General features: G+C 41.5%; 17 protein-coding genes. 1 reads left to right on the top strand and 16 read right to left on the bottom strand.

Translation table 11 applies throughout. The features are described from left to right. Positions 1-100 precede the first annotated feature (100 nt). The gene (locus D8790_RS08225; protein ID WP_125388256.1) at positions 101-1,549 is read left to right on the top strand and encodes an alpha-amylase; all 1,449 of its coding nucleotides are present in this window, start codon (positions 101-103) and stop codon (positions 1,547-1,549) included. An 87-nt stretch (positions 1,550-1,636) separates the two neighbouring features. Here the strand turns inward: D8790_RS08225 and D8790_RS08220 are convergent, their stop codons facing one another. The 16 genes from D8790_RS08220 to rlmD all read right to left on the bottom strand — a co-directional run bounded on the left by D8790_RS08220 (position 1,637) and on the right by rlmD (position 18,414). Continuing rightward, on the bottom strand, positions 1,637-2,908 hold the full coding sequence (locus D8790_RS08220; RefSeq protein ID WP_125388255.1) for a hypothetical protein: 1,272 nt from the start codon (positions 2,906-2,908) through the stop codon (positions 1,637-1,639). Positions 2,909-2,923: 15 nt separating this feature from the next. Further along, complete coding sequence (locus D8790_RS08215) at positions 2,924-3,961, bottom strand: M42 family metallopeptidase (protein ID WP_125388285.1); 1,038 nt, start codon at positions 3,959-3,961, stop codon at positions 2,924-2,926. A gap of 191 nt (positions 3,962-4,152) precedes the next feature. Further along, positions 4,153-4,857 carry an MIP/aquaporin family protein gene (locus D8790_RS08210; RefSeq protein ID WP_125388254.1) on the bottom strand — a complete coding sequence of 235 codons (705 nt, stop codon included), beginning with the start codon at positions 4,855-4,857 and terminating at the stop codon, positions 4,153-4,155. Positions 4,858-4,927: 70 nt separating this feature from the next. Then, complete coding sequence (glpO, locus tag D8790_RS08205; protein ID WP_125388253.1) at positions 4,928-6,754, bottom strand: type 1 glycerol-3-phosphate oxidase; 1,827 nt, start codon at positions 6,752-6,754, stop codon at positions 4,928-4,930. Between the two features lie 68 nt (positions 6,755-6,822). Next, a complete protein-coding gene (gene glpK / locus D8790_RS08200; protein WP_125388252.1) occupies positions 6,823-8,331 on the bottom strand; it encodes a glycerol kinase GlpK in 1,509 nt (502 codons plus the stop codon). 157 nt (positions 8,332-8,488) lie between these two features. Beyond that, on the bottom strand, positions 8,489-9,916 hold the full coding sequence (locus D8790_RS08195) for an AcpB/EbpR/MafR family transcriptional regulator (protein WP_125388251.1): 1,428 nt from the start codon (positions 9,914-9,916) through the stop codon (positions 8,489-8,491). A gap of 289 nt (positions 9,917-10,205) precedes the next feature. Then, positions 10,206-10,955: a CPBP family intramembrane glutamic endopeptidase gene (locus D8790_RS08185; protein WP_125388250.1), complete on the bottom strand. Its 750-nt coding sequence runs from the start codon at positions 10,953-10,955 to the stop codon at positions 10,206-10,208. A gap of 24 nt (positions 10,956-10,979) precedes the next feature. Beyond that, positions 10,980-11,435, bottom strand: a complete 456-nt coding sequence (locus D8790_RS08180) for a hypothetical protein (RefSeq protein ID WP_125388249.1) — start codon at positions 11,433-11,435, stop codon at positions 10,980-10,982. Beyond that, positions 11,428-11,619, bottom strand: coding sequence for a hypothetical protein (locus tag D8790_RS08175; RefSeq protein ID WP_045496978.1), 192 nt, complete (start codon positions 11,617-11,619; stop codon positions 11,428-11,430). Before D8790_RS08175 ends, D8790_RS08180 begins: the two co-directional genes overlap by 8 nt. A 54-nt stretch (positions 11,620-11,673) precedes the next feature. Continuing rightward, positions 11,674-12,561: a DUF4300 family protein gene (locus D8790_RS08170; protein WP_125388248.1), complete on the bottom strand. Its 888-nt coding sequence runs from the start codon at positions 12,559-12,561 to the stop codon at positions 11,674-11,676. A gap of 241 nt (positions 12,562-12,802) precedes the next feature. Further along, positions 12,803-13,114: a hypothetical protein gene (locus tag D8790_RS08165; protein WP_048763436.1), complete on the bottom strand. Its 312-nt coding sequence runs from the start codon at positions 13,112-13,114 to the stop codon at positions 12,803-12,805. Positions 13,115-13,227: 113 nt separating this feature from the next. Next, a complete protein-coding gene (locus D8790_RS08160; protein ID WP_125388247.1) occupies positions 13,228-14,994 on the bottom strand; it encodes a glycoside hydrolase family 13 protein in 1,767 nt (588 codons plus the stop codon). A 263-nt stretch (positions 14,995-15,257) separates the two neighbouring features. Continuing rightward, on the bottom strand, positions 15,258-15,929 hold the full coding sequence (locus D8790_RS08155; protein ID WP_125388246.1) for a CPBP family intramembrane glutamic endopeptidase: 672 nt from the start codon (positions 15,927-15,929) through the stop codon (positions 15,258-15,260). Positions 15,930-16,064: 135 nt separating this feature from the next. Then, complete coding sequence (locus D8790_RS08150) at positions 16,065-16,193, bottom strand: hypothetical protein (RefSeq protein ID WP_000900078.1); 129 nt, start codon at positions 16,191-16,193, stop codon at positions 16,065-16,067. Positions 16,194-16,204: 11 nt separating this feature from the next. Beyond that, positions 16,205-17,011, bottom strand: coding sequence for an alpha/beta hydrolase (locus D8790_RS08145; protein WP_125388245.1), 807 nt, complete (start codon positions 17,009-17,011; stop codon positions 16,205-16,207). Positions 17,012-17,055: 44 nt separating this feature from the next. Continuing rightward, complete coding sequence (gene rlmD / locus D8790_RS08140) at positions 17,056-18,414, bottom strand: 23S rRNA (uracil(1939)-C(5))-methyltransferase RlmD (RefSeq protein WP_125388244.1); 1,359 nt, start codon at positions 18,412-18,414, stop codon at positions 17,056-17,058. Positions 18,415-18,465 lie beyond the last annotated feature (51 nt).

Genomic DNA, 18,465 nt, shown 5'->3' with positions numbered 1-18,465 from the left:
GCTTATCATCAAAAAATATAAAATTAACTTGTATAAACGTTTGTGTCATCATTCTTCTTTTGGTAAAATAGACCCATCCCAAGAATGTGAGGTATCTCGTATGGAAAATCAAACATTAATGCAATATTTTGAATGGTACTTACCAAATGATGGACAACATTGGAATCGATTGGCGGAGGATGCCCCACATCTGGCATCAAAAGGTATCCGCAAGATTTGGATGCCGCCAGCTTTCAAAGCAACAGGCTCAAATGATGTCGGCTATGGAGTTTATGATCTCTTCGACCTAGGCGAGTTTGACCAAAAAGGAACCGTCCGCACCAAATATGGCTTTAAAGAAGACTACCTAAAAGCTATCCAAACTCTCAAAGCCAATGACATTGAACCCATGGCTGATGTAGTCCTCAATCACAAGGCAGCTGCAGACTACAAAGAGCGTTTTACTGTCGTTGAAGTGGATCCCAACGATCGAACCAAGGTCTTGTCAGAACCTTTCGAAATCAAAGGCTGGACTAAGTTTGTCTTCCCAGGCCGCAATAAAACCTACAATGACTTTGAATGGCATTGGTACCACTTTACCGGTACGGACTATGATGCCAAAAACAACAAGTCAGGCATTTTCCTTATCCAAGGAGACAATAAAGGCTGGGCAGATGATGAGCTTGTGGACAATGAAAACGGCAACTATGACTACCTTATGTATGCTGATATTGACTTCAAGCATCCAGAGGTCATTCAAAACCTCTACGACTGGGTTTACTGGTTTATCGAAACAACAGGCGTTCAAGGATTTCGTTTAGATGCTGTCAAGCACATTGACTCCTTCTTTATGAGAAATTTTATCCGAGATATAACTGCAAAATACGGTGAGGATTTCTATGTTTTTGGGGAATTTTGGAACAGCGATGAGACGGCTAATAACGACTATCTAAAAAATATCGAATACCGCTTTGATCTGGTTGACGTCAAGCTCCACCATAATTTCTTTGACGCTAGCATAGCTGGGGCAGACTTTGACCTGCGGACGATTTTTGATCAGACGCTTGCCAAGAATCATCCTGAATCAGCCGTGACCTTCGTAGACAATCACGACACCCAGCGCGGACAAGCTCTGGAGTCCACTGTCGAAGAATGGTTCAAGCCAGCAGCCTATGCTCTCATCCTGCTACGAGATGAAGGACTGCCTTGCGTCTTTTATGGTGACTACTATGGTATTAGTGGGGAATTTGCCCAAGATAGCTTCCAAGACGTACTGGACAAGCTCTTGGATATTCGTCTCAACCTAGCTTACGGTGAGCAGACTGACTACTTTGACGATGCCAACTGTATCGGATGGATTCGCCAAGGCAAGGACGGTGGGCAGCCAATCGCTGTTGTTGTCAGCAATGACCAAGCCAGCAGCAAACGTATGCTGGTCGGTTCAGAATGGGCTGGAAAAGAATTCAGTGATTATCTGGGCAAGAGCTCTCAAATCGTGACGATTGACGAAGAAGGCTGGGGAGAATTTCCAGTGGAGGAAAAGTCAGTCAGTGTCTGGTCTGTCGAATAAAAATGCAAGGATTATTCCCTTGCATTTTTATGTGAATAGTTTACTCAAATGATATTGTTTACGATATAAGTGTGATAGTCAACTTTTTTACTTAATTTGGCCCCATCTCAAAGAAAATCTAAACATATCATTATCAATCATTATTTGATTGTCTTTAAAAATTACTACTGGTTCTTTGGGATTAATATTCTCAGCTATTTCACTAATACTTTTCAATGTATTAGTAATTTGATTATTTTGTATCGTTTTATCTTCAGCAAGAGACTTTCTTATTTCTTCTACAAAATCTGTATAAGCAATTTTATCATGATGACAAAGTTTCGATAAAACTTTGATTAGAATAGTATATATATCAGCATCCGTCCCGTCTTTCAAAGAATAAAGATTCCTCCTCTTACCTTTGGTAGGTTTTCCCTCTCGTAATTTTCTTACAGTCTCATTCTCTCCAGTATTTATCAATTTATAGATTTTTTCGACTTCATTCTTATCATACTCAAAAGAAATTTTTTCTTTACTACGCTCTTTTATACCTTTCGTTAAACAATATTGAGCGCATATTTTTTGCATTAAATAAGGATTTTTAAAACTATTTTCCACAAACGAGGTCAAAAGTTTCTCGCTAATTTCTGCATTCAATTCTTTGAATCCTTTACTCGCAATATATCCTAACTCCTCATTACTCCACGCAGGAACCTCTACATACTGTACTCGCCCCTTCATATCTGTTTCAACTTCAATTGGCTGATTTTGTCTCATAGGTATAAGAATTAATATGACATGCAAACCACGACTAATCGGTTCTTTCAACCTATGAATAATATCCTTTTGTTGTTGAGGATTTATATAATGAAAATCATCGAATATTAGTTTTATTTTGTTTGTAATTAAATACTCGATAGCTAATTGAAATAAATCTGAAGATGCCGTATACTTTACTTCTGTACCATTCTGTTTAGATACACCACCTTTCAGTGACCCTTTAGCTTGTAAAAATTTTAAAAAAGGAATTGATTCAAGACTTGTTCCAACTTCAACTTCTGAACCAAAAGAAGAGTTAGTGTAGCTAGTCCGGGTCTTAACAGGTCTTTCAATATCTAATCTTTCATAGATTACTTCTTCAATAGATTTATCTTTCAAGTCTAGTTCATAGATAAAAATCGCTTCATTACTAGGAAACTTTCGTTTCACTAATACTGTTTTTCCTAATTTACTTTTCCCAGCAACGACTCCTAGTTGACCATCAAAGTACACTAATTGTTCAAGTTGTTCTTCAAGCCCAATACCTAATCTATCATTATAAGTTACATCAGGCTGTGAACCCGGTGTAAAAATATTTTTCAATTCAATTTTTTTATTCATATTTTTAATCCTTTCTTACTCCACCAAGCCACTTCTCAGATAAGCGTCCACCATACGCTCTGTCGCGACAACTGAATCAATATGCGTGCGCTCGTAAGAGTGGCTGGATTCGATGCCAGCGCCTAACAGGGCATGCTTGACTTCTGCTCCTGCGCTCATAGCTGCAGAGGCGTCTGATCCGTAAAATGGATAGATGTCCAGTTTGTAAGGAATGTCCTGCTCCTTGGCTAAATTTACCAAATGCTGGCGGAATCCATAGTGATAAGGGCCTGAAGCGTCCTTAACACAGATGGAAACTGTGTACTCATCTGTCTGCTGGTCGTCACCCATCGCACCCATATCAACTGCCAAATACTCTACCGCTTGCGCCGGCAGGCTGGAATTAGCCCCATGACCAACTTCCTCAAAGACACTGAAAGCAAAATGAGTCGTCACTGGTAGCTGAATATTTTCCTCTTTGTAGACGCGCAAGAGATTGAGCAAAATAGCTGCGCTGACCTTGTCATCCAAAAAGCGGGACTTGATAAAGCCTGTCTCGGTAACTGTGGTACGCGGATCAAAGGAAATAAAATCACCGACTTCGATTCCTAAATCGCGCGTTTCTTTCTCACTTGTCACCTTTTCATCCAAACGGACTTCCATATTGTCCTGAGTACGCTCAACCGTCCCCGCATCCTTATAGACATGGCAGGATGTCTGGTGAACTAGGATAGTACCACTGATAGTCTTGCCACTGCTGTCCACATGGACTAGACAGTTTTCTCCTTCAATCATGTTCCAAGGGAAACCGCCAATTCGATCCAGCTTGAGGCGACCGTCTGGCTTGACCGCACGCACAATAGCTCCCAGAGTATCCACATGGGCCGTCACGACGCGATGTTGAGCATCATTTTCTCCCTTAACCACGACATGAACGCCGCCTTTATTGGTCCGAACAGGCTCATAGCCCAAGCCTTCTAGTGTCTTCACCAGATAGTCCGCCACCTCAGCTGTAAAGCCTGTTGGAGAAGGGATAGCCGTTAATTCTTGTAAATATTGAACAGTTTGATTCATCATAACTCCTTTAGATCATTTATACTGTCAATTATAGCATAAATCCGCTGTCAAATATCGTCCTGACTGGCTCTTTCCTCCTGATTTTAGATTGATTTAGCAAAGTCTTCGATGAAATTTGAAAATCTATACAAAAATCCTCTTCTCCAAGCATGTATCAATCTCGGAGAAGAGGATTGCTTTATTTTAGTCTAAAATAGGGAGAAGACTGCTACTGCAAGGACGGCTCCAATGATTGGTCCGACAACTGGGATCCAAGCATAGCTCCAATCGCCATTTCCTTTATTTGGAATCGGAAGGAGACTGTGCATGATGCGAGGTCCTAAGTCACGCGCAGGATTAAGGGCATAGCCAGTTGTTCCACCGAGTGATAGACCAATTCCGACAATCAATGTTCCGACTGCAAAAGTGCCAATGCCTGCTTGCAGCTTATAAAGTCCAAGAGCGAAGATAGTCAGCACTAGAACAAAAGTTCCAAGGATTTCGCTAATCAGGTTTGAGAAGGTATCTTTGATAGCTGGACCAGTGCTGAATGTGCCAAGAATATTAGCTGGATTTTCTTCAGCCAGATAGTGAGGCTTGAACTGTAGGAAGACAAGGAACTGTCCGACCATAGCACCTGCAAACTGAGCAAGGACGTAAGGAAGAACAGATGCCCAAGGCAAATCACCTTTGAGAGCTACTCCGATAGTTAGGGCTGGGTTCAGATGGGCTGGTCCAAGGTTGCCAGATACAAAAGCAGCGATGGCAACAGCGATCCCCCATCCCATGGTAATCACAATCCAGCCAGAGTTGTGGCTCTTAGTTTTGGGAAGAACCACGCCTGCAACGACGCCATTCCCCAAAAGGAGCAAGAGCAGGGTTCCTAAAAATTCACCAAATATTTCTTTCATCATCTATATTACTCCATTTAAAAGAAGGGGAGGCTAGACAGGAGAACTGGTCCGCCACCTCTTCTTCTATTTTCTATTTTTTCAATTCTGCTAAATCATTATTTGCGAGGGCAGCTTCTAGGTCATTTCGATAAGCTGCTTTTTCTTCTTCTGTCCAATCATAGAATCGACCCATTTCATCCAAAACTGGCTCTACAATCGCATCTAAACTATCACGCATAAAGAGCATGTGGTTTGTCCGGCGAAGCAGGAAGTCCACTGGGCTGAGTGCTAATTCATTACGCATAGCATAATGCAGCGACAAGGTATCCGCTAAGCTAAGTCCTGGTGCTTGTTCGATGCTGTGAGCGAGGGCAAAGACTTTAGGAGCATTTGAACCGTAGAGGTTTGCAAGATAGAAGGCTTCTTTGCTGTCCAATCCACGTGAAACACCAAGTTGAGCAAAAGCTTCGATTTCGGAATCTACATTTGCTGGATTGAGCTCTCCTCCTGAAACAGGGTAAGTCTTAGAGTTGATGAGCTTGAAGCTGCGGTCAAATTCTGCTTTGAGGATGTCAACCACGCGCTCCATAGCACCTTCTGCCATCTTACGATAGTCCGTAATCTTACCGCCAGCAAGGGTCAAGAGGCCATTATTATCACGTTCCAAGCTGGAACCACGAGATACTGCAGATGGATCCAAGTGTTTTTCAGATGTGCTGCTTTCAAGTTTAGTAACAGCCGCTTCAACATCCTCACGGGATTTTTCTTTAACCAGATAGCTTTCAACAGTCGCAATCAGTGCATTGAAGCTTTCATCGCTGATCGTACCGTTGTTTCCGCCGTTGTAGTCAGACGCGCTGTTTCCTGCAATCAGAGGACGCAGACCTGCCCAGCTACTTTCGATATCGTCAATCGTGATGTTTGCTTCTGGGAAGCGATTATTGACAATGCCCAAGAGGTAATCCACATCTTCTTGTGTTACTTTTGGATGCTCTAGGTCGCCAGTGTAGTCAGTGTCAGTCGTACCAAAGTAAGTCTTGTTTTCACGTGGAAGAACAAAGACCATTCGGCCATCTCCCAAGCCTGTGTCAAAGTAGACTGGCTGAGAAACCTTGATCTTGCTAGAGTCAACTACCAAGTGAACACCCTTGGTTGGACGCATTTGTGAATATTGCTCACCGTCGTTTGACAGATTGCGCACCTTGTCGCTCCAAGGTCCAGTTGTGTTGATGACTAGGCGAGCCTTGATTTCAAAGACTTCATCTGTCAAGAGGTCACGCGCAACGACTCCTGTAATCTTTCCAGCTTCATCAAATAGGAAGCCTTCTGCCTTGACATGGTTGGCAATCAGGGCGCCGTCTTGGTTGGCGCGTTTGATATTTTCAATTACCAGGCGTGCATCGTTGTTGCGGAAGTCAAGATAGACACCGCCGCCGACCAAGCCTTCCTTCTTGAGTTCAGGCTCCCGTTCTAGCACTTCTTCCTTGCTCAAGACCTTGTTAGCAGCTGGTGTGTTGTTAACACCCGCCAAGAGGTCGTAGAGGTCCATAGCCACTTTGAGACGGAAGAGGCTAAATGTCGCTCCATCCTCATCGTAAACTGGCAAGAGCATTGGATCTGGTTTTGGAATATGAGGGGCAATTTGCTGTACCACAGCACGCTCAGAAACTGTATCGGAGACCACTTCTACGTCGAATTGCTTAAGGTAACGAAGGCCTCCGTGGACCAATTTGGTAGAGCGGCTAGAAGTCCCTTCAGCAAAGTCCTGCATTTCAATCAGACCGGTCTCCAGGCCACTTGCAGCCGCTTGCAAGGCTACACCAGCTCCTGTAATCCCTCCACCAATAATCAAGAGATCCAAGGTGCGTTCCTGCATTTTTTTAATTGATAATTCTCGTGTTTTCTTTGAAAATTCCATAATTGTACACTTTCTAACTTAGTCGTTTCATGCTTCTACTGACTTGATTATCAAAATATGAATCAGTATTAGTCGTCGATTTCTGCAAAGACTTGAGTTGCCTTAACGGCTTTTTTCCATCCTTTGTAGAGTTGTTCCTTACGGGATTCATTCATAGACGGCTCAAAGAGTTCTCCAGTTTCATTGAGAGTACGGAGTTCGTCTAAGTCTTTCCAGTAGCCTACTGACAGTCCTGCCAAGAAGGCTGCACCGAGAGCCGTTGTTTCTAAGTTTTTAGCACGGGCAATATCGATTCCCAAAATGTCAGCCTGGAACTGCATGAGGAAGTTGTTCATAGCAGCACCGCCGTCGACTTTGAGGACTTGAATAGCAGTCTTGGCATCCACCTGCATAGTATCGATGATGTCGCGTACTTGGTAAGCGATGGATTGCAGGGTAGCCTTGATGAAGTCTTCCTTGCTAGTTCCGCGAGTCAGGCCAAAGACAGAACCACGTGCATTTTGATCCCAATACGGAGCGCCTAGACCTGTAAAGGCAGGTACGACATAGACTTCGTCGTTGTTGTGAGAATCGCGGGCATATTTTTCAGATTCTGGTGAATTTTCAACCATCCGAAGACCGTCGCGCAGCCATTGAATGGCACTTCCGGCAATGAAGATAGAACCTTCTAAAGCATAGTAAACTTTTCCGTTGATACCGTAGCCGATGGTTGTCAAGAGGTTGTTTTCAGACAGCTGCATCTCTTCACCAGTGTTCATGATGATAAAGGAACCAGTTCCATAAGTATTCTTGACCATACCAGGCTCAAAAGCTAACTGTCCAAAGAGAGCCGCCTGCTGGTCACCCGCCATACCAGAGATTGGAACTTCTCCGCCATAGAAATGGAAGGCGGCTGTTTTACCATAGATTTCTGAGTTAGAACGAACTTCTGGAAGCATAGCCTTTGGAATGTTAAGGATTTCCAAAATCTCATCGTCCCATTTGAGGTCCTTGATGTTATAGAGCATGGTACGTGCTGCATTTGAGTAGTCGGTCACGTGAGCCGCGCCGTCAGTCAATTTCCAAACCAGCCAGGTATCAATAGTACCAAAGAGCAATTCGCCCTTTTCAGCTCTTTCTTGAGCTCCCTCTACATGGTCCAAAATCCAGCGAACCTTGGTAGCAGAGAAGTAAGCGTCAATGATCAAACCAGTCTTTTCATGGAATTTTTCTACATAGCCTTGGCTTTTCAGCTGTTCAGCCAGAGGAGCTGTCTGACGAGATTGCCAAACGATGGCATTGTAGATAGGAAGTCCTGTATTCTTATCCCAGACGACAGTTGTTTCACGTTGGTTGGTAATTCCGATAGCCTCGATTTGACTTGGTTTCACACCACTTTCGATAAAGGCTCCAGCAATTACTGACTGAACAGAATTCCAAATTTCATTGGCATTATGCTCAACCCATCCAGCTTGAGGGAAAATCTGAGTAAATTCTTTTTGACTGGAGCTAACTTTTTCTCCTTTTTTATTAAAGATGATGGCGCGGGAACTAGTAGTTCCTTGGTCGATGGCCATAATGTATTTTTCTTGTGACATGAACTGTCCTCCTAGTAAAAATCTTGAGGATGTTTCCTCTACAGTAACTAGTATATAAAATAAAGCGTTTTCTCGTTCATCAATTTTTTTAAAATTTTAAAAAAATTTGAGGAGATTGTGTGAAAATCACAAAGAAACCTGGATTTCTCCAAGTTTCTTAATGAAATATCATGTGACGGATTTGAGCCAAATCTTCCAAATCTAAGTCATTTTTTAAATAATAGACGGGAACCTGCGGGCTCTGATGAATGGGATTATTGGTGATGATGAGGTCATAATTTTTAGCTGGATCGTAGGCTTCAATGCTAATAAAGCGATTGTACTCTAAGTACCGTCTTAAAATGGCTGTCATCCTGGAAACAACGATAAAGCTATCTGTCAAGTCCATTCCTATCTTGATGACTTGACCGTCATTTTCAGCAATATACTCCATCAGCTGGAGCCATTCCCACAGCACCTTTTTATCCAGAGATGTTCCCTGCTGGAAAATAGACAGTTTGCTAAAAATAGTGTCTGCCACTTGTCGATAATCGTATTCGCTCCATAAGTAAGGATGGCGAAGTTCCAGATCGTGCTTGTATTTATCTTGCAAGAGATAGCCTCGGAAAAGAAAGACGCGGGCGCAGAGCTGGCTGAGTTCGTAGGTCACTTGGTCTTCAATGTAATCCCCTAGCAAGTCCTGGCCCTTCATCTCTTGAATGAGTTGTGTAATCAGACTGGCAATTTCACCGCCAAAGCCCAGTATATATTCCATGGTGTGCAGGGGTAAAATCCGATGGGAAAGCAGAAATGAAAAGAAAATCATCATTTCGCCATCTTCGAGACTTAGAGTGATGTGCTGTCCGGCAAAGAAATCATTTGTCCGGCGATGCAAGCGCTGATAAAAGATATTTTCAAAATAGCTCTGCATTTTCTGTTCAATATTTTGGAATTGACAGGCATTGACGCGCAGGCGCTGTTGGGTAATATGCGCCCAAAGTGCTAAGTCCAATCGCTGCCCTTGAGAGAGCTGGGCTCCGCAGAGTTCTTCTAAAACGGCAACTTCCTGCCTTCTTTCTGATTTTTGAAGTTCTCTTTCCCAATCTTGACTGGACCAAACCTTACGAAAGAGGCAGAAATAAAAATAGCGGATCTGGTGCTCAGGCCCTTTCAAGCGGCCATTTTGGATAGATAGCTCAAACTCTGATAAAATCTGATTTAGACCAGCTATGTGGCGGCCTAGGGTCGCTTCACTAATCATGAGTTCTTGTGCTAACTGGTGAGCCAAAAACTGTTGATGATAGAGCAGGTAGTTTAAAATCTGGTATTTGACGGCATTGCTCAAAAAGAGTCTGCGAATGTCCCGTCCCTTAGTATCAGGTCCAATGGACAGACTGAGCGTTTCGTCTTGAAGCTGGATGGATAAGGCTGCATGATGCTCTATAGCCTTGTCGTTGATCAGGCTAATGTACTTGGTCAAGGTTGCTTTCGAGAAGCCTGTTTCAGACATGACGTCCTTCAAACTGGATGTAGAATGCTGCTGTAAATAAGACAGGACAATAAACTGCCCCGCTTCACTCTTTTCCATTAAGTCTGCTAGATACATTCGAAAACCCTTTCAATTTGCTAATCTTAGCTTAACACAAAAATAAAAAAAGACGAAGCAATCTGCTTCATCTGCTACATCCTTTTAAGCATAAGCGAAAAAAGGAAACCTGAACCAGCATAATAACAGCTAAACCATCAATCACCATGTGAGCGAGGGTACAAGGAGAGAGGCTCCGTACTACTCCCATCTGGGAAAAGTCATAGAATACCTTGTCTTACTAAAAGAGCAGCAAGGAGGGCAATCAATGCATACCAGATAGCGACTGATTATTTTGAAATAAATTTTGTCATTTTTCCTCCCTTACATACTTCTTTCTTGCAATGATGATGGCTAAACTGACAATAAGTAATTTACTGACTACAGAAAGCCATATATCTTCATTCACTAAAATCTGAGACAAGGAGTTGATCCAAGCATGAGTCATGACACAAATCCATAAATTTTGTGTTTTATGATATAAAGCCGATAAGATAAAACAGTTGGTTAGTAGACCTACTAGAAAAGGGAGTAACTGAATGACACCGAAAGAACCTTCAATGTAGAAGTAAAAAATATGCCAGCTAGACCAGGCTAAAAAGGTAATAAGAGTAGCTGATAAATAGGGTATTCTTTCCTGTAAGGTCGGCTGAAAGAAATAACGCCAGCCAATTTCTTCAACCCCACCAAAAAGAAGAGCTTTGAAAAAGAGTGCCACCGGCAAGAACCAAGATTGCATAATAATCTTACCATCAAAGATAAATGGCATAAACTCTAGGGACAGGAAAACAAGCACCAAACTATAATTAGCTAGACTATCTTTGACTTGAAAAAAATCTTTTAAAAGTTTTTTGAAACTAGATTGATGGTAGCCAATACTGGCAAGACTGCCCCAAAAAGCAGATGATAAGCCACCTAAAACAATAGCAATTATTCCAATTGTTGACGTAAAATCAACTTTCATTCTTCCTGCCCTTAAAAACCAAACTAGGAGACTCACTAGCAATAGTTGAGCAAAGGTACCTAGCAAATAAATAGACAGTGCTTGCTTTCTATTCATATCATAATTCCTTTAAAGGTTTCATCATCCATAGTGTTCAGAACCTTCAATATCTCGGTAGTGGAGTTCTAAATCTGAGATCAGTTTTTCGCCATATTCCAATAATTGAGCTTTAGTGAGAGCATTTACATTCTTGCCAGAAAAAGCAAGCTTTGCCTTCAAGTCAACTCGATAACTTCCAACAAGACTCGCTTGGATATAGGCTGCATAGTCATTTCTAGCAGATGCCCAGCCCATTAGTTGAAAGTCCATTTCAAAGTGAATGAACAACTCCCTATCATTCTGCTGCAGGTCTACAATAGTAAGACCTTCGCTATCATGAATTTCAGATGAATCAACCATAGCAAGCTTTTCTCTATTAAGATAGTTCAAATTCTCAGATAATGCTTTGAAGACGGACAATTCCTCTACTTTATGACCAATAAATTCCCATAAAATACTTTCTAAATCTTTTATTTGTAAGTACTGCTCTTTAATCATGATGCCTCTTAGTCTTTGCTAATAAGATGATGACACCTAGTAAAATAAGAATTCCAATTACAAAAACAGCTATTTCTAATTCTTTTAATCCTTCAATATAGGGTATGATATAAATACTTGATTCCACAAGTAGAAAACCGATAAGAACAAGGGCAATCGAAAAATATGTCTGTTTTTTATCCATTTTTATTTCCTTCCCTTAACTAGAGTTTACATAAAACTTAACTGGCTAAAAATTCTATTTCCCCTCTACCCACTTATCATTGTCCATGATAAAAGGCTTGGCCAATCCTTCTCCTGTGTAGTCTTTATATTTTGTCTGCAAGTATTTGTAGACATCTTCCTTGGTCGCAAACTTGATGGCCTGATACGGCTCTTCAAAGGTCAGCTTTTCGACAAACAGATAGCCGTCTTTATCTGGAACCAAGACGCCGACATGCCCCACAAAGAGAGAGTCACCATCAAGATTGTCGTGGACGATGACAGAAAGCATCCGAGCCTTTTCGTTAAACTTGAACTGTTTGAAGTATTCCTCCATTTTCTTAGCATGGACTTTTACATCTTGAGTCGCTTCAGTCTTGACTCTTGAAAACAGGATATTAAATTCTTCCTTATCCTTGGCATCGAAGAGCTTCCCCTTGTCAATCGAGTCATTATCGATGAACAAGAGTTCGTCATCTTTTTCTATTTGAGGAATTTCAATGCTATTTTTCAGCAAAGTATAAGTATTGATCCGGCAATTTGTCCCGATAAAATCGCCCTTCTTTGCCTGCCATAGAGGATTGATTTTTTCTACATCATATTCTGTTTTGGTAAACTTAGTGAAATCGCCCCTTAATCCAGTCGAGCCGACAAGAACGTTGTAGTCATTGACTAGATTGACAAAGTTATCGACACTGTCTTTATCCAAGTTAGCAGCCAGTAAATTCTTAACTTCTTCGACACTTTTTTTACTGTTTAGATTTGAATAAGTTGCCTTCCATGGATATTTTTCCGAGCTAGTCTGACCAACTGTCGGAATTTCTTGACCCCCGTTCGCTTGCTTTTGTGTCTTCCCACATGCAGCTAAGCTAAGAATGGCCAATGTGCAGGTACTCATCAAGATAATCTTTTTTACTTTCTTCATTCTTTCGTCCTTTTTACATTTTTCCTATATTCATCTTCAAATAATTCTTCTTGTTATTATATCAAGAAATACTGGAAAACAGAAAGGAAAAATCTATCTTGGATAGAAACTTCCTTAAGCCATAAAAAATGACTGCACCTTTATCAACTGCAGTCACTTTGTTTTATGAATTGATGAGCAAGGTAGAGTAGCTAACTCCACACGCCAACTTAAAGAAAGGAATCACTATACACTGGTAAGTCTACTTAATCTTATGCTTGTTCATCTTTTCTTCAAAAATAGCTGTCATGATGGCGCGCAATTCTTCACGCTCCTTTTCAGGAAGCTCTCCTGCTTGCTTGGCCACAGCGTAAAGTTCTGGGTATTGCTTGGCAACTCGCTCAACCGTCTTGGTCGTTGCATGCCCTCTCACAAGGAAAGGAATTCGCTTAAGCCATTCTTGTGGCACCAGCGCTAAAATCTTTTTAGCCGCTTCCTTATCGCTAATGACAGCTGTACTAAGCCCCTCTTTGATCTGCTCCTGCTCTTTTTCGGTAAAATCTTTTAATTCCATTCTGACCTCCTCTTTTCTAGTAAGTTACTTGCACTTCTTAAATAGACTGCTCTTAGATTGGGTTTTTGAAATTTGAGTAACCCTGACAAATACTTAAGTCAAATTTCCAAAAATTAATTTGCTTCAGTTTGCAAATCTTCCGTAAAGATTACAAAGCCTTTTGGTAAGATAAGAAGTTGCCCGTCCGCTACTTGGCAATGACTTGCTAGAGTTGCAGAATCACTGTCTAACAGGTAATTCTCCTTGGATTGGTTAAAAATTGCTCGGACCTTTTGACCATCATGATCCCATTCCAGAGACAGCACATCCGGCTTGATTTCTTCTAGAATATATTTCCCATGCTGGATAATGTCTGAAACACTCTTACGAAGCTGAATCAATTTCTTCATGAAATTAAGCATGTCATTGCTGTTGGAAACACGTTCCCAAGGCATAACACGACGACAATCTGGATCTGGCCCGCCGTCTAACTCTAGCTCGGTTCCATAGTAGAAACACGGTGTTCCCCTTTGTAAAAAGAGGCAGGATAGTGCAGACTTAACGAGTTGAACATCTCCCTTGGCAGTAGCCAAAATGCGCTCCGTATCATGCGAATCCAGAAGATTGAACATCACTTCTGAAATCTGCTGTCTATAATACATAGACTGGCTATTGATCTCATCAATGAATTGACTGGTTTTCTTGACCCCACGCAAAAAATAATCCTTAATACTATCAGAGAGAGGATAGTTCATGACCGCATGGAATTCATCGCCATTTAGCCAAGGCTGAGAAGTGTGCCAGACTTCCCCAAGAATATAAAGATCAGGCTTTTTAGCCAAGACAGCCTTGCGGAAATCTCGCCAAAATTGATGGTCGACTTCATTAGCCACATCCAAGCGCCAAGCATCGATATCAAATTCTTCAATCCAGTAGGTCGCAACACTCAACAAATAGTCTCTCACTTGAGAATTTGCCGTATTAAGCTTGGGCATATAGCTCTCAAAGGCAAAGGTATGATAAGGGAGCTTTCTAGGATTTCCCAGCTTATCCTTGGTCACTGGGAACTCTTGAACATGGAACCAGTCTTTGTAAACAGAATTTTCACCATGTTTGAGGACATCCTGCCACTGTGGAGATTGATCTCCTATATGGTTGAAAACAGCGTCCAGCATGATTTTCATGCCTCTCTGATGTGCCTGATCCACCAGTTTACGGAAGGTTTCCTTGTCTCCAAAATGACGATCAATTTCGAAATAATCTGTCGTATTGTACTTGTGATTGCTCGGAGATTCAAAGATCGGACAGAGGTAAAGACCTGTAATACCCAAGTCCTGCAAGTAATCCAGATGGTCAATAATCCCTTGTAAATCGCCACCAAAGAAATCCTCACTTTTAGGCGTGATTGACGAATCCCAAGCTATAGCTCCTTCTGACGAAAGAGCAGGATTGCCATTGGCAAATCTTTCTGGGAAAATCTGGTACCATACCGTCTCTGCTACCCAGTCAGGCACATGGCAAGCATCAATTTCATGGATATAAGGAAGTTTAAAGCCGTTTCCTTCATAATGAAGGTTTTCTAGCGAGTTTTCAACACATCCCTTATCTCCATACAAGATAGTCTGGCCTTGCTTATCCTTAATCTCAAAGAGATACTGAAGTCGCGCATAGCCGACTGAAACCTCCACCTGCCAATAATCAAACAAAGCATCGGAGGTGACTTTGACCATTTCCTTGCTGTCCTCATAATGATCCTCCATAAAGATAAAAGGATCTCCATAGTGCAAAGTGATTGCTTCAGTATCGCCTTTTTTCGTCCGAATGCGAATGTGCATTGTCTTATCCTTATAAAGATAAGCATACTCCGACTCTGGCCTGTGGTAAATAGCTGACAATTCCATATTTTCTCTCCTAGATTTCTCTTTATAAACTCATCGCAATTTTGTGCAAACGATTTCAAAACATAGCCCTAGTATATCACTTTAAAAAAATGAATGCAAGGTGTTGTTTTGGGGATATAGTAAAAAGCCTTGAGGCCAAGGCTTTTACTAATTAGATTTTTTAAGAAGCTTACTCTATACTTACATGAACTATATTACGCAAGAAATGTATGCGACAGTTATCGTCTCTATCCTAGAGTGAAGTCCATAGTTAAGTAGATATTTTACATATGAAACATTAGAAAAACAATACCTGTTGTATTGGCTAGAATATGCGATAAAGTTGTAATCAAACAATTTTTAGTCTTTTTATAAATAACGGAATAGATGATACTATCAATAAAAATCATCAAAACATCATAACTAACAAGTTCAAAACTTCCACTAGCAATATGGGCTACCGCAAACAATAAAGACGACACAATAGCACAAAGCCAAAATGGAAGAATTGTCATTGACTTACCAAGAAAGAAACCTCGCCATGCGATTTCTTCTCCTAAAGCCGCAATTATTACTTGAACCATAAGGAGTGGTATTTTATCGAAAGATAACATAGAATCCGTTCTTCCAACAATATGACTGGTGAACGCACCCTTAAATACCAAATCGCCAATAATCAACGTTGCTACAGCAGTTCCTATCGGGAGTAAAACCAAAAGAATTACTCCTTGTTTTTTCAAATCATTGAAAAATGATTTAAAGCGCAAACCTGATTCTATATGCGATTTTTTCTCAAAATGTTCAAGAACAAAGAAAAAGAGAATACCAATCAGTACGGTGAGACCTGATAAAGAAAGTTCAGGTATTATCTTTGTCAAAGACAGCACTGCCATTAGAAACAAACCAATGATTGTAGTATATACAGACTTTTTATCTATTTTAGCAAAATAAGGCATAAATATTTCTCCTTAACGTTAGTAGGGCGACATGGTTATTCTTTTGTCTTGAATTGTCAAATTAAGTGCACAATTCAAGACTTAAAAAAACTTTCGCTAAAAGGTCTATGGGCTTTCACGAGTAGAGCTACACACTCAGCGGTTCGAACTTACCGTATCATCTGTAAAAAAGCAGTCTTTCCGAAATAAAGGAAAGTCCTTAGTTTTGATATTGTTCCATTCGTAAACAGAACCTACAATGTCTCCAACAATTGCTCCGAGCATCCGTTTCCTCCTTACGGCATATCAGATTCGTTACACATTTCTAATGAATCACTCTTTAAAAATGGCACTACCAAATCAATCCACTCATAAGGCAGGTAAGCTGATAAATAGCCGTGGTTATAGCCCTTTGCTTCATACAAAATTGTATTTGAATGTAGCTGATGAAATAATTTCGCTGATTCTTTCACACAGTTCAATTCTTTTTCACCATAGATATACAGAACCTGAGCCTTGCTAGCAGAAATCATATCTTTCAGCTTGTAACATCCCATATAGTTTTTGTAAATGGTCACCAATGTTTTGACAGGGGTCCTTGGCAAATCCTCCAAATAATAAGCTTTTATTTCCTCTGGAAAAGCCAGTTTAGGATAGAGTTTGTTCATCATGCTTAACTGAAGTTTGCAAGAGAATTTATTGAACATCAGTTTACCAAATAGAGACACTAGAAAGATACTGATTTTAGCTAACCTTGGTTGAGGAATACAGAGGCTTCCATCTATGATGGCCTTCTTAGCAATTTCACTGTCTAAAGACAAAATCTCCATGGTAATTTGACCACCAAGCGAAACACCACCGATTGCAAACAATTTCCCACCACAGTTTGCTTTGATATAGTCTAGAATCTCCAAAGCAGAATCTTCAGTAGAAACATAATCAAGTTGATATTCCTCGCCGTGGCCATTCAAAGTGGGTAGAATTATACGATATTCTTCTGACAAGATTCGTGCTTGACGAAGATAATTCCACCAAGAACTTCCACCACCATGTATCAGTAAAATAGGAGGCAAATTCTTATCACCAAATTCATGGAATTTCATGTTTAAACTCCTTACTATAGGACTTTCACTAGCTACACCCATGTTTAATCAGCTTGTACAAGCAGTGATACCGTCTCAACATGATGCGTCTGCGGAAAGAGATCCACTGGCTGGACTTTCTTTAGTTCGTAGCCTAGCTCTTGATAGAGTTTGATATCACGCGCCATAGTAGCAGGATTGCAGGAGATGTAGACAATCCGCTGGGGCTCCATGCTGACACTGGAAGTTATAAAGCTTTCGGTCAAGCCCTTGCGCGGCGGATCGACTAGGATGACATCCGCCTTGATTCCCTGATCCAGCCAATTTTGGATGGCTTTTTCTGCAGGGGCGCAAACATAGCTGGCATTGGTGATACCGTTGAGTTCTGCGTTGCGCTGACTATTTTCCACGGCCTCAGGAATGACCTCGACTCCATAGACCTGCTGGACTCGGTCAGCCAGCGACAGACCAATGGTGCCAATGCCCGAGTAGGCATCCAGCACAATATCCTCTTTTTTAAAATCAGCAAAGTCAAAGGCCGTCTGATAAAGCTTCTCTGCCATCTCAGTATTGACTTGGTAAAAGGCTGGCGCAGCAATCTGGAACTGCTTGCCCAGCATGCTGTCAGTGATGAAGTCTTGGCCGTATAGTGTCCGAAACTCCCGACCGAAAATGGCATTGCCCGGCTGGTCGTTAATATTTTGCATGATGGACTTGATAGCTGGGAAAGCTTCTGTCAAGCGCTCAATTAACTGCTCCACTCGAAAAATCTTAGGCCGGCTGGTCACCAAAATCACCATGATTTCACCCGAATTGTGGCCACGGCGAACAACCAGATTGCGGATCAGTCCAGTGCCCTCCTTCTCATCGTAAGGCTTGAGGTCAAAGCGGCGTAGCAAGTCACGTACAAAAACGATGACTTGGTCGATAACTGGATCCTGAATATAAAAGTCCTCAATCGGCAGTAGATCATGGGAATTTTTTCGGAAAAAGCCAGTTTCCAGCTGGCCATTGACCCGACGGACTGGTACTTGGGCTTTATTACGATAGGCCAGTGGCTGATCCATGCCCAGTGTCTCCAGCACTTCCACATCCGAAATGCCAGCGATTTTATAAAGACAGTCCTGCACTTGCTTACCTTTAAAAGCTAGCTGGGCTGGGTAAGCCAAGTGTCCCAAATCAGCAATTCCAGTCCGTAGATAGGCTAAATCAACATGCTCATTGCGCTGGTCAGACTTCTTCACAAATTCCTCAACACGGCCAAAGCCGATCTTTTTGTTGACCTTGAGGATACGCATGCGAATCACTTCACTCGGCAGGGCATTTTCAATAAAAAAGACGCGGCCGTCTACCTTGGCTACACCCGCTCCCTCATGACTGAGATCTACAATTTCTACTTCAATAATATCGTTCTTTTTTAACATTTCTTTACTTTCTAATCAATCCTGCACTCAACTACAATTATACTAAAGCAG

Origin of the sequence: Streptococcus cristatus (genome assembly GCF_003943535.1) — a bacterium.
Taxonomy (GTDB): Bacteria; Bacillota; Bacilli; order Lactobacillales; family Streptococcaceae; genus Streptococcus; species Streptococcus cristatus_L.
The sequence above is the reverse complement of the archived record's forward strand: the minus strand, read 5'-3'. Positions and strand labels throughout refer to the sequence as shown.

Bases quoted from the DNA above. Each gene is read 5' to 3' on its own strand.
- D8790_RS08225 (WP_125388256.1), top strand. From the start codon at position 101: ATGGAAAATCAAACATTAATGCAATATTTTGAATGGTACTTACCAAAT.
- D8790_RS08220 (WP_125388255.1), bottom strand. From the start codon at position 2,908: ATGAATAAAAAAATTGAATTGAAAAATATTTTTACACCGGGTTCACAG.
- D8790_RS08215 (WP_125388285.1), bottom strand. From the start codon at position 3,961: ATGAATCAAACTGTTCAATATTTACAAGAATTAACGGCTATCCCTTCT.
- D8790_RS08210 (WP_125388254.1), bottom strand. From the start codon at position 4,857: ATGATGAAAGAAATATTTGGTGAATTTTTAGGAACCCTGCTCTTGCTC.
- glpO (WP_125388253.1), bottom strand. From the start codon at position 6,754: ATGGAATTTTCAAAGAAAACACGAGAATTATCAATTAAAAAAATGCAG.
- glpK (WP_125388252.1), bottom strand. From the start codon at position 8,331: ATGTCACAAGAAAAATACATTATGGCCATCGACCAAGGAACTACTAGT.
- D8790_RS08195 (WP_125388251.1), bottom strand. From the start codon at position 9,916: ATGTATCTAGCAGACTTAATGGAAAAGAGTGAAGCGGGGCAGTTTATT.
- D8790_RS08185 (WP_125388250.1), bottom strand. From the start codon at position 10,955: ATGAATAGAAAGCAAGCACTGTCTATTTATTTGCTAGGTACCTTTGCT.
- D8790_RS08180 (WP_125388249.1), bottom strand. From the start codon at position 11,435: ATGATTAAAGAGCAGTACTTACAAATAAAAGATTTAGAAAGTATTTTA.
- D8790_RS08175 (WP_045496978.1), bottom strand. From the start codon at position 11,619: ATGGATAAAAAACAGACATATTTTTCGATTGCCCTTGTTCTTATCGGT.
- D8790_RS08170 (WP_125388248.1), bottom strand. From the start codon at position 12,561: ATGAAGAAAGTAAAAAAGATTATCTTGATGAGTACCTGCACATTGGCC.
- D8790_RS08165 (WP_048763436.1), bottom strand. From the start codon at position 13,114: ATGGAATTAAAAGATTTTACCGAAAAAGAGCAGGAGCAGATCAAAGAG.
- D8790_RS08160 (WP_125388247.1), bottom strand. From the start codon at position 14,994: ATGGAATTGTCAGCTATTTACCACAGGCCAGAGTCGGAGTATGCTTAT.
- D8790_RS08155 (WP_125388246.1), bottom strand. From the start codon at position 15,929: ATGCCTTATTTTGCTAAAATAGATAAAAAGTCTGTATATACTACAATC.
- D8790_RS08150 (WP_000900078.1), bottom strand. From the start codon at position 16,193: ATGCTCGGAGCAATTGTTGGAGACATTGTAGGTTCTGTTTACGAATGG.
- D8790_RS08145 (WP_125388245.1), bottom strand. From the start codon at position 17,011: ATGAAATTCCATGAATTTGGTGATAAGAATTTGCCTCCTATTTTACTG.
- rlmD (WP_125388244.1), bottom strand. From the start codon at position 18,414: ATGTTAAAAAAGAACGATATTATTGAAGTAGAAATTGTAGATCTCAGT.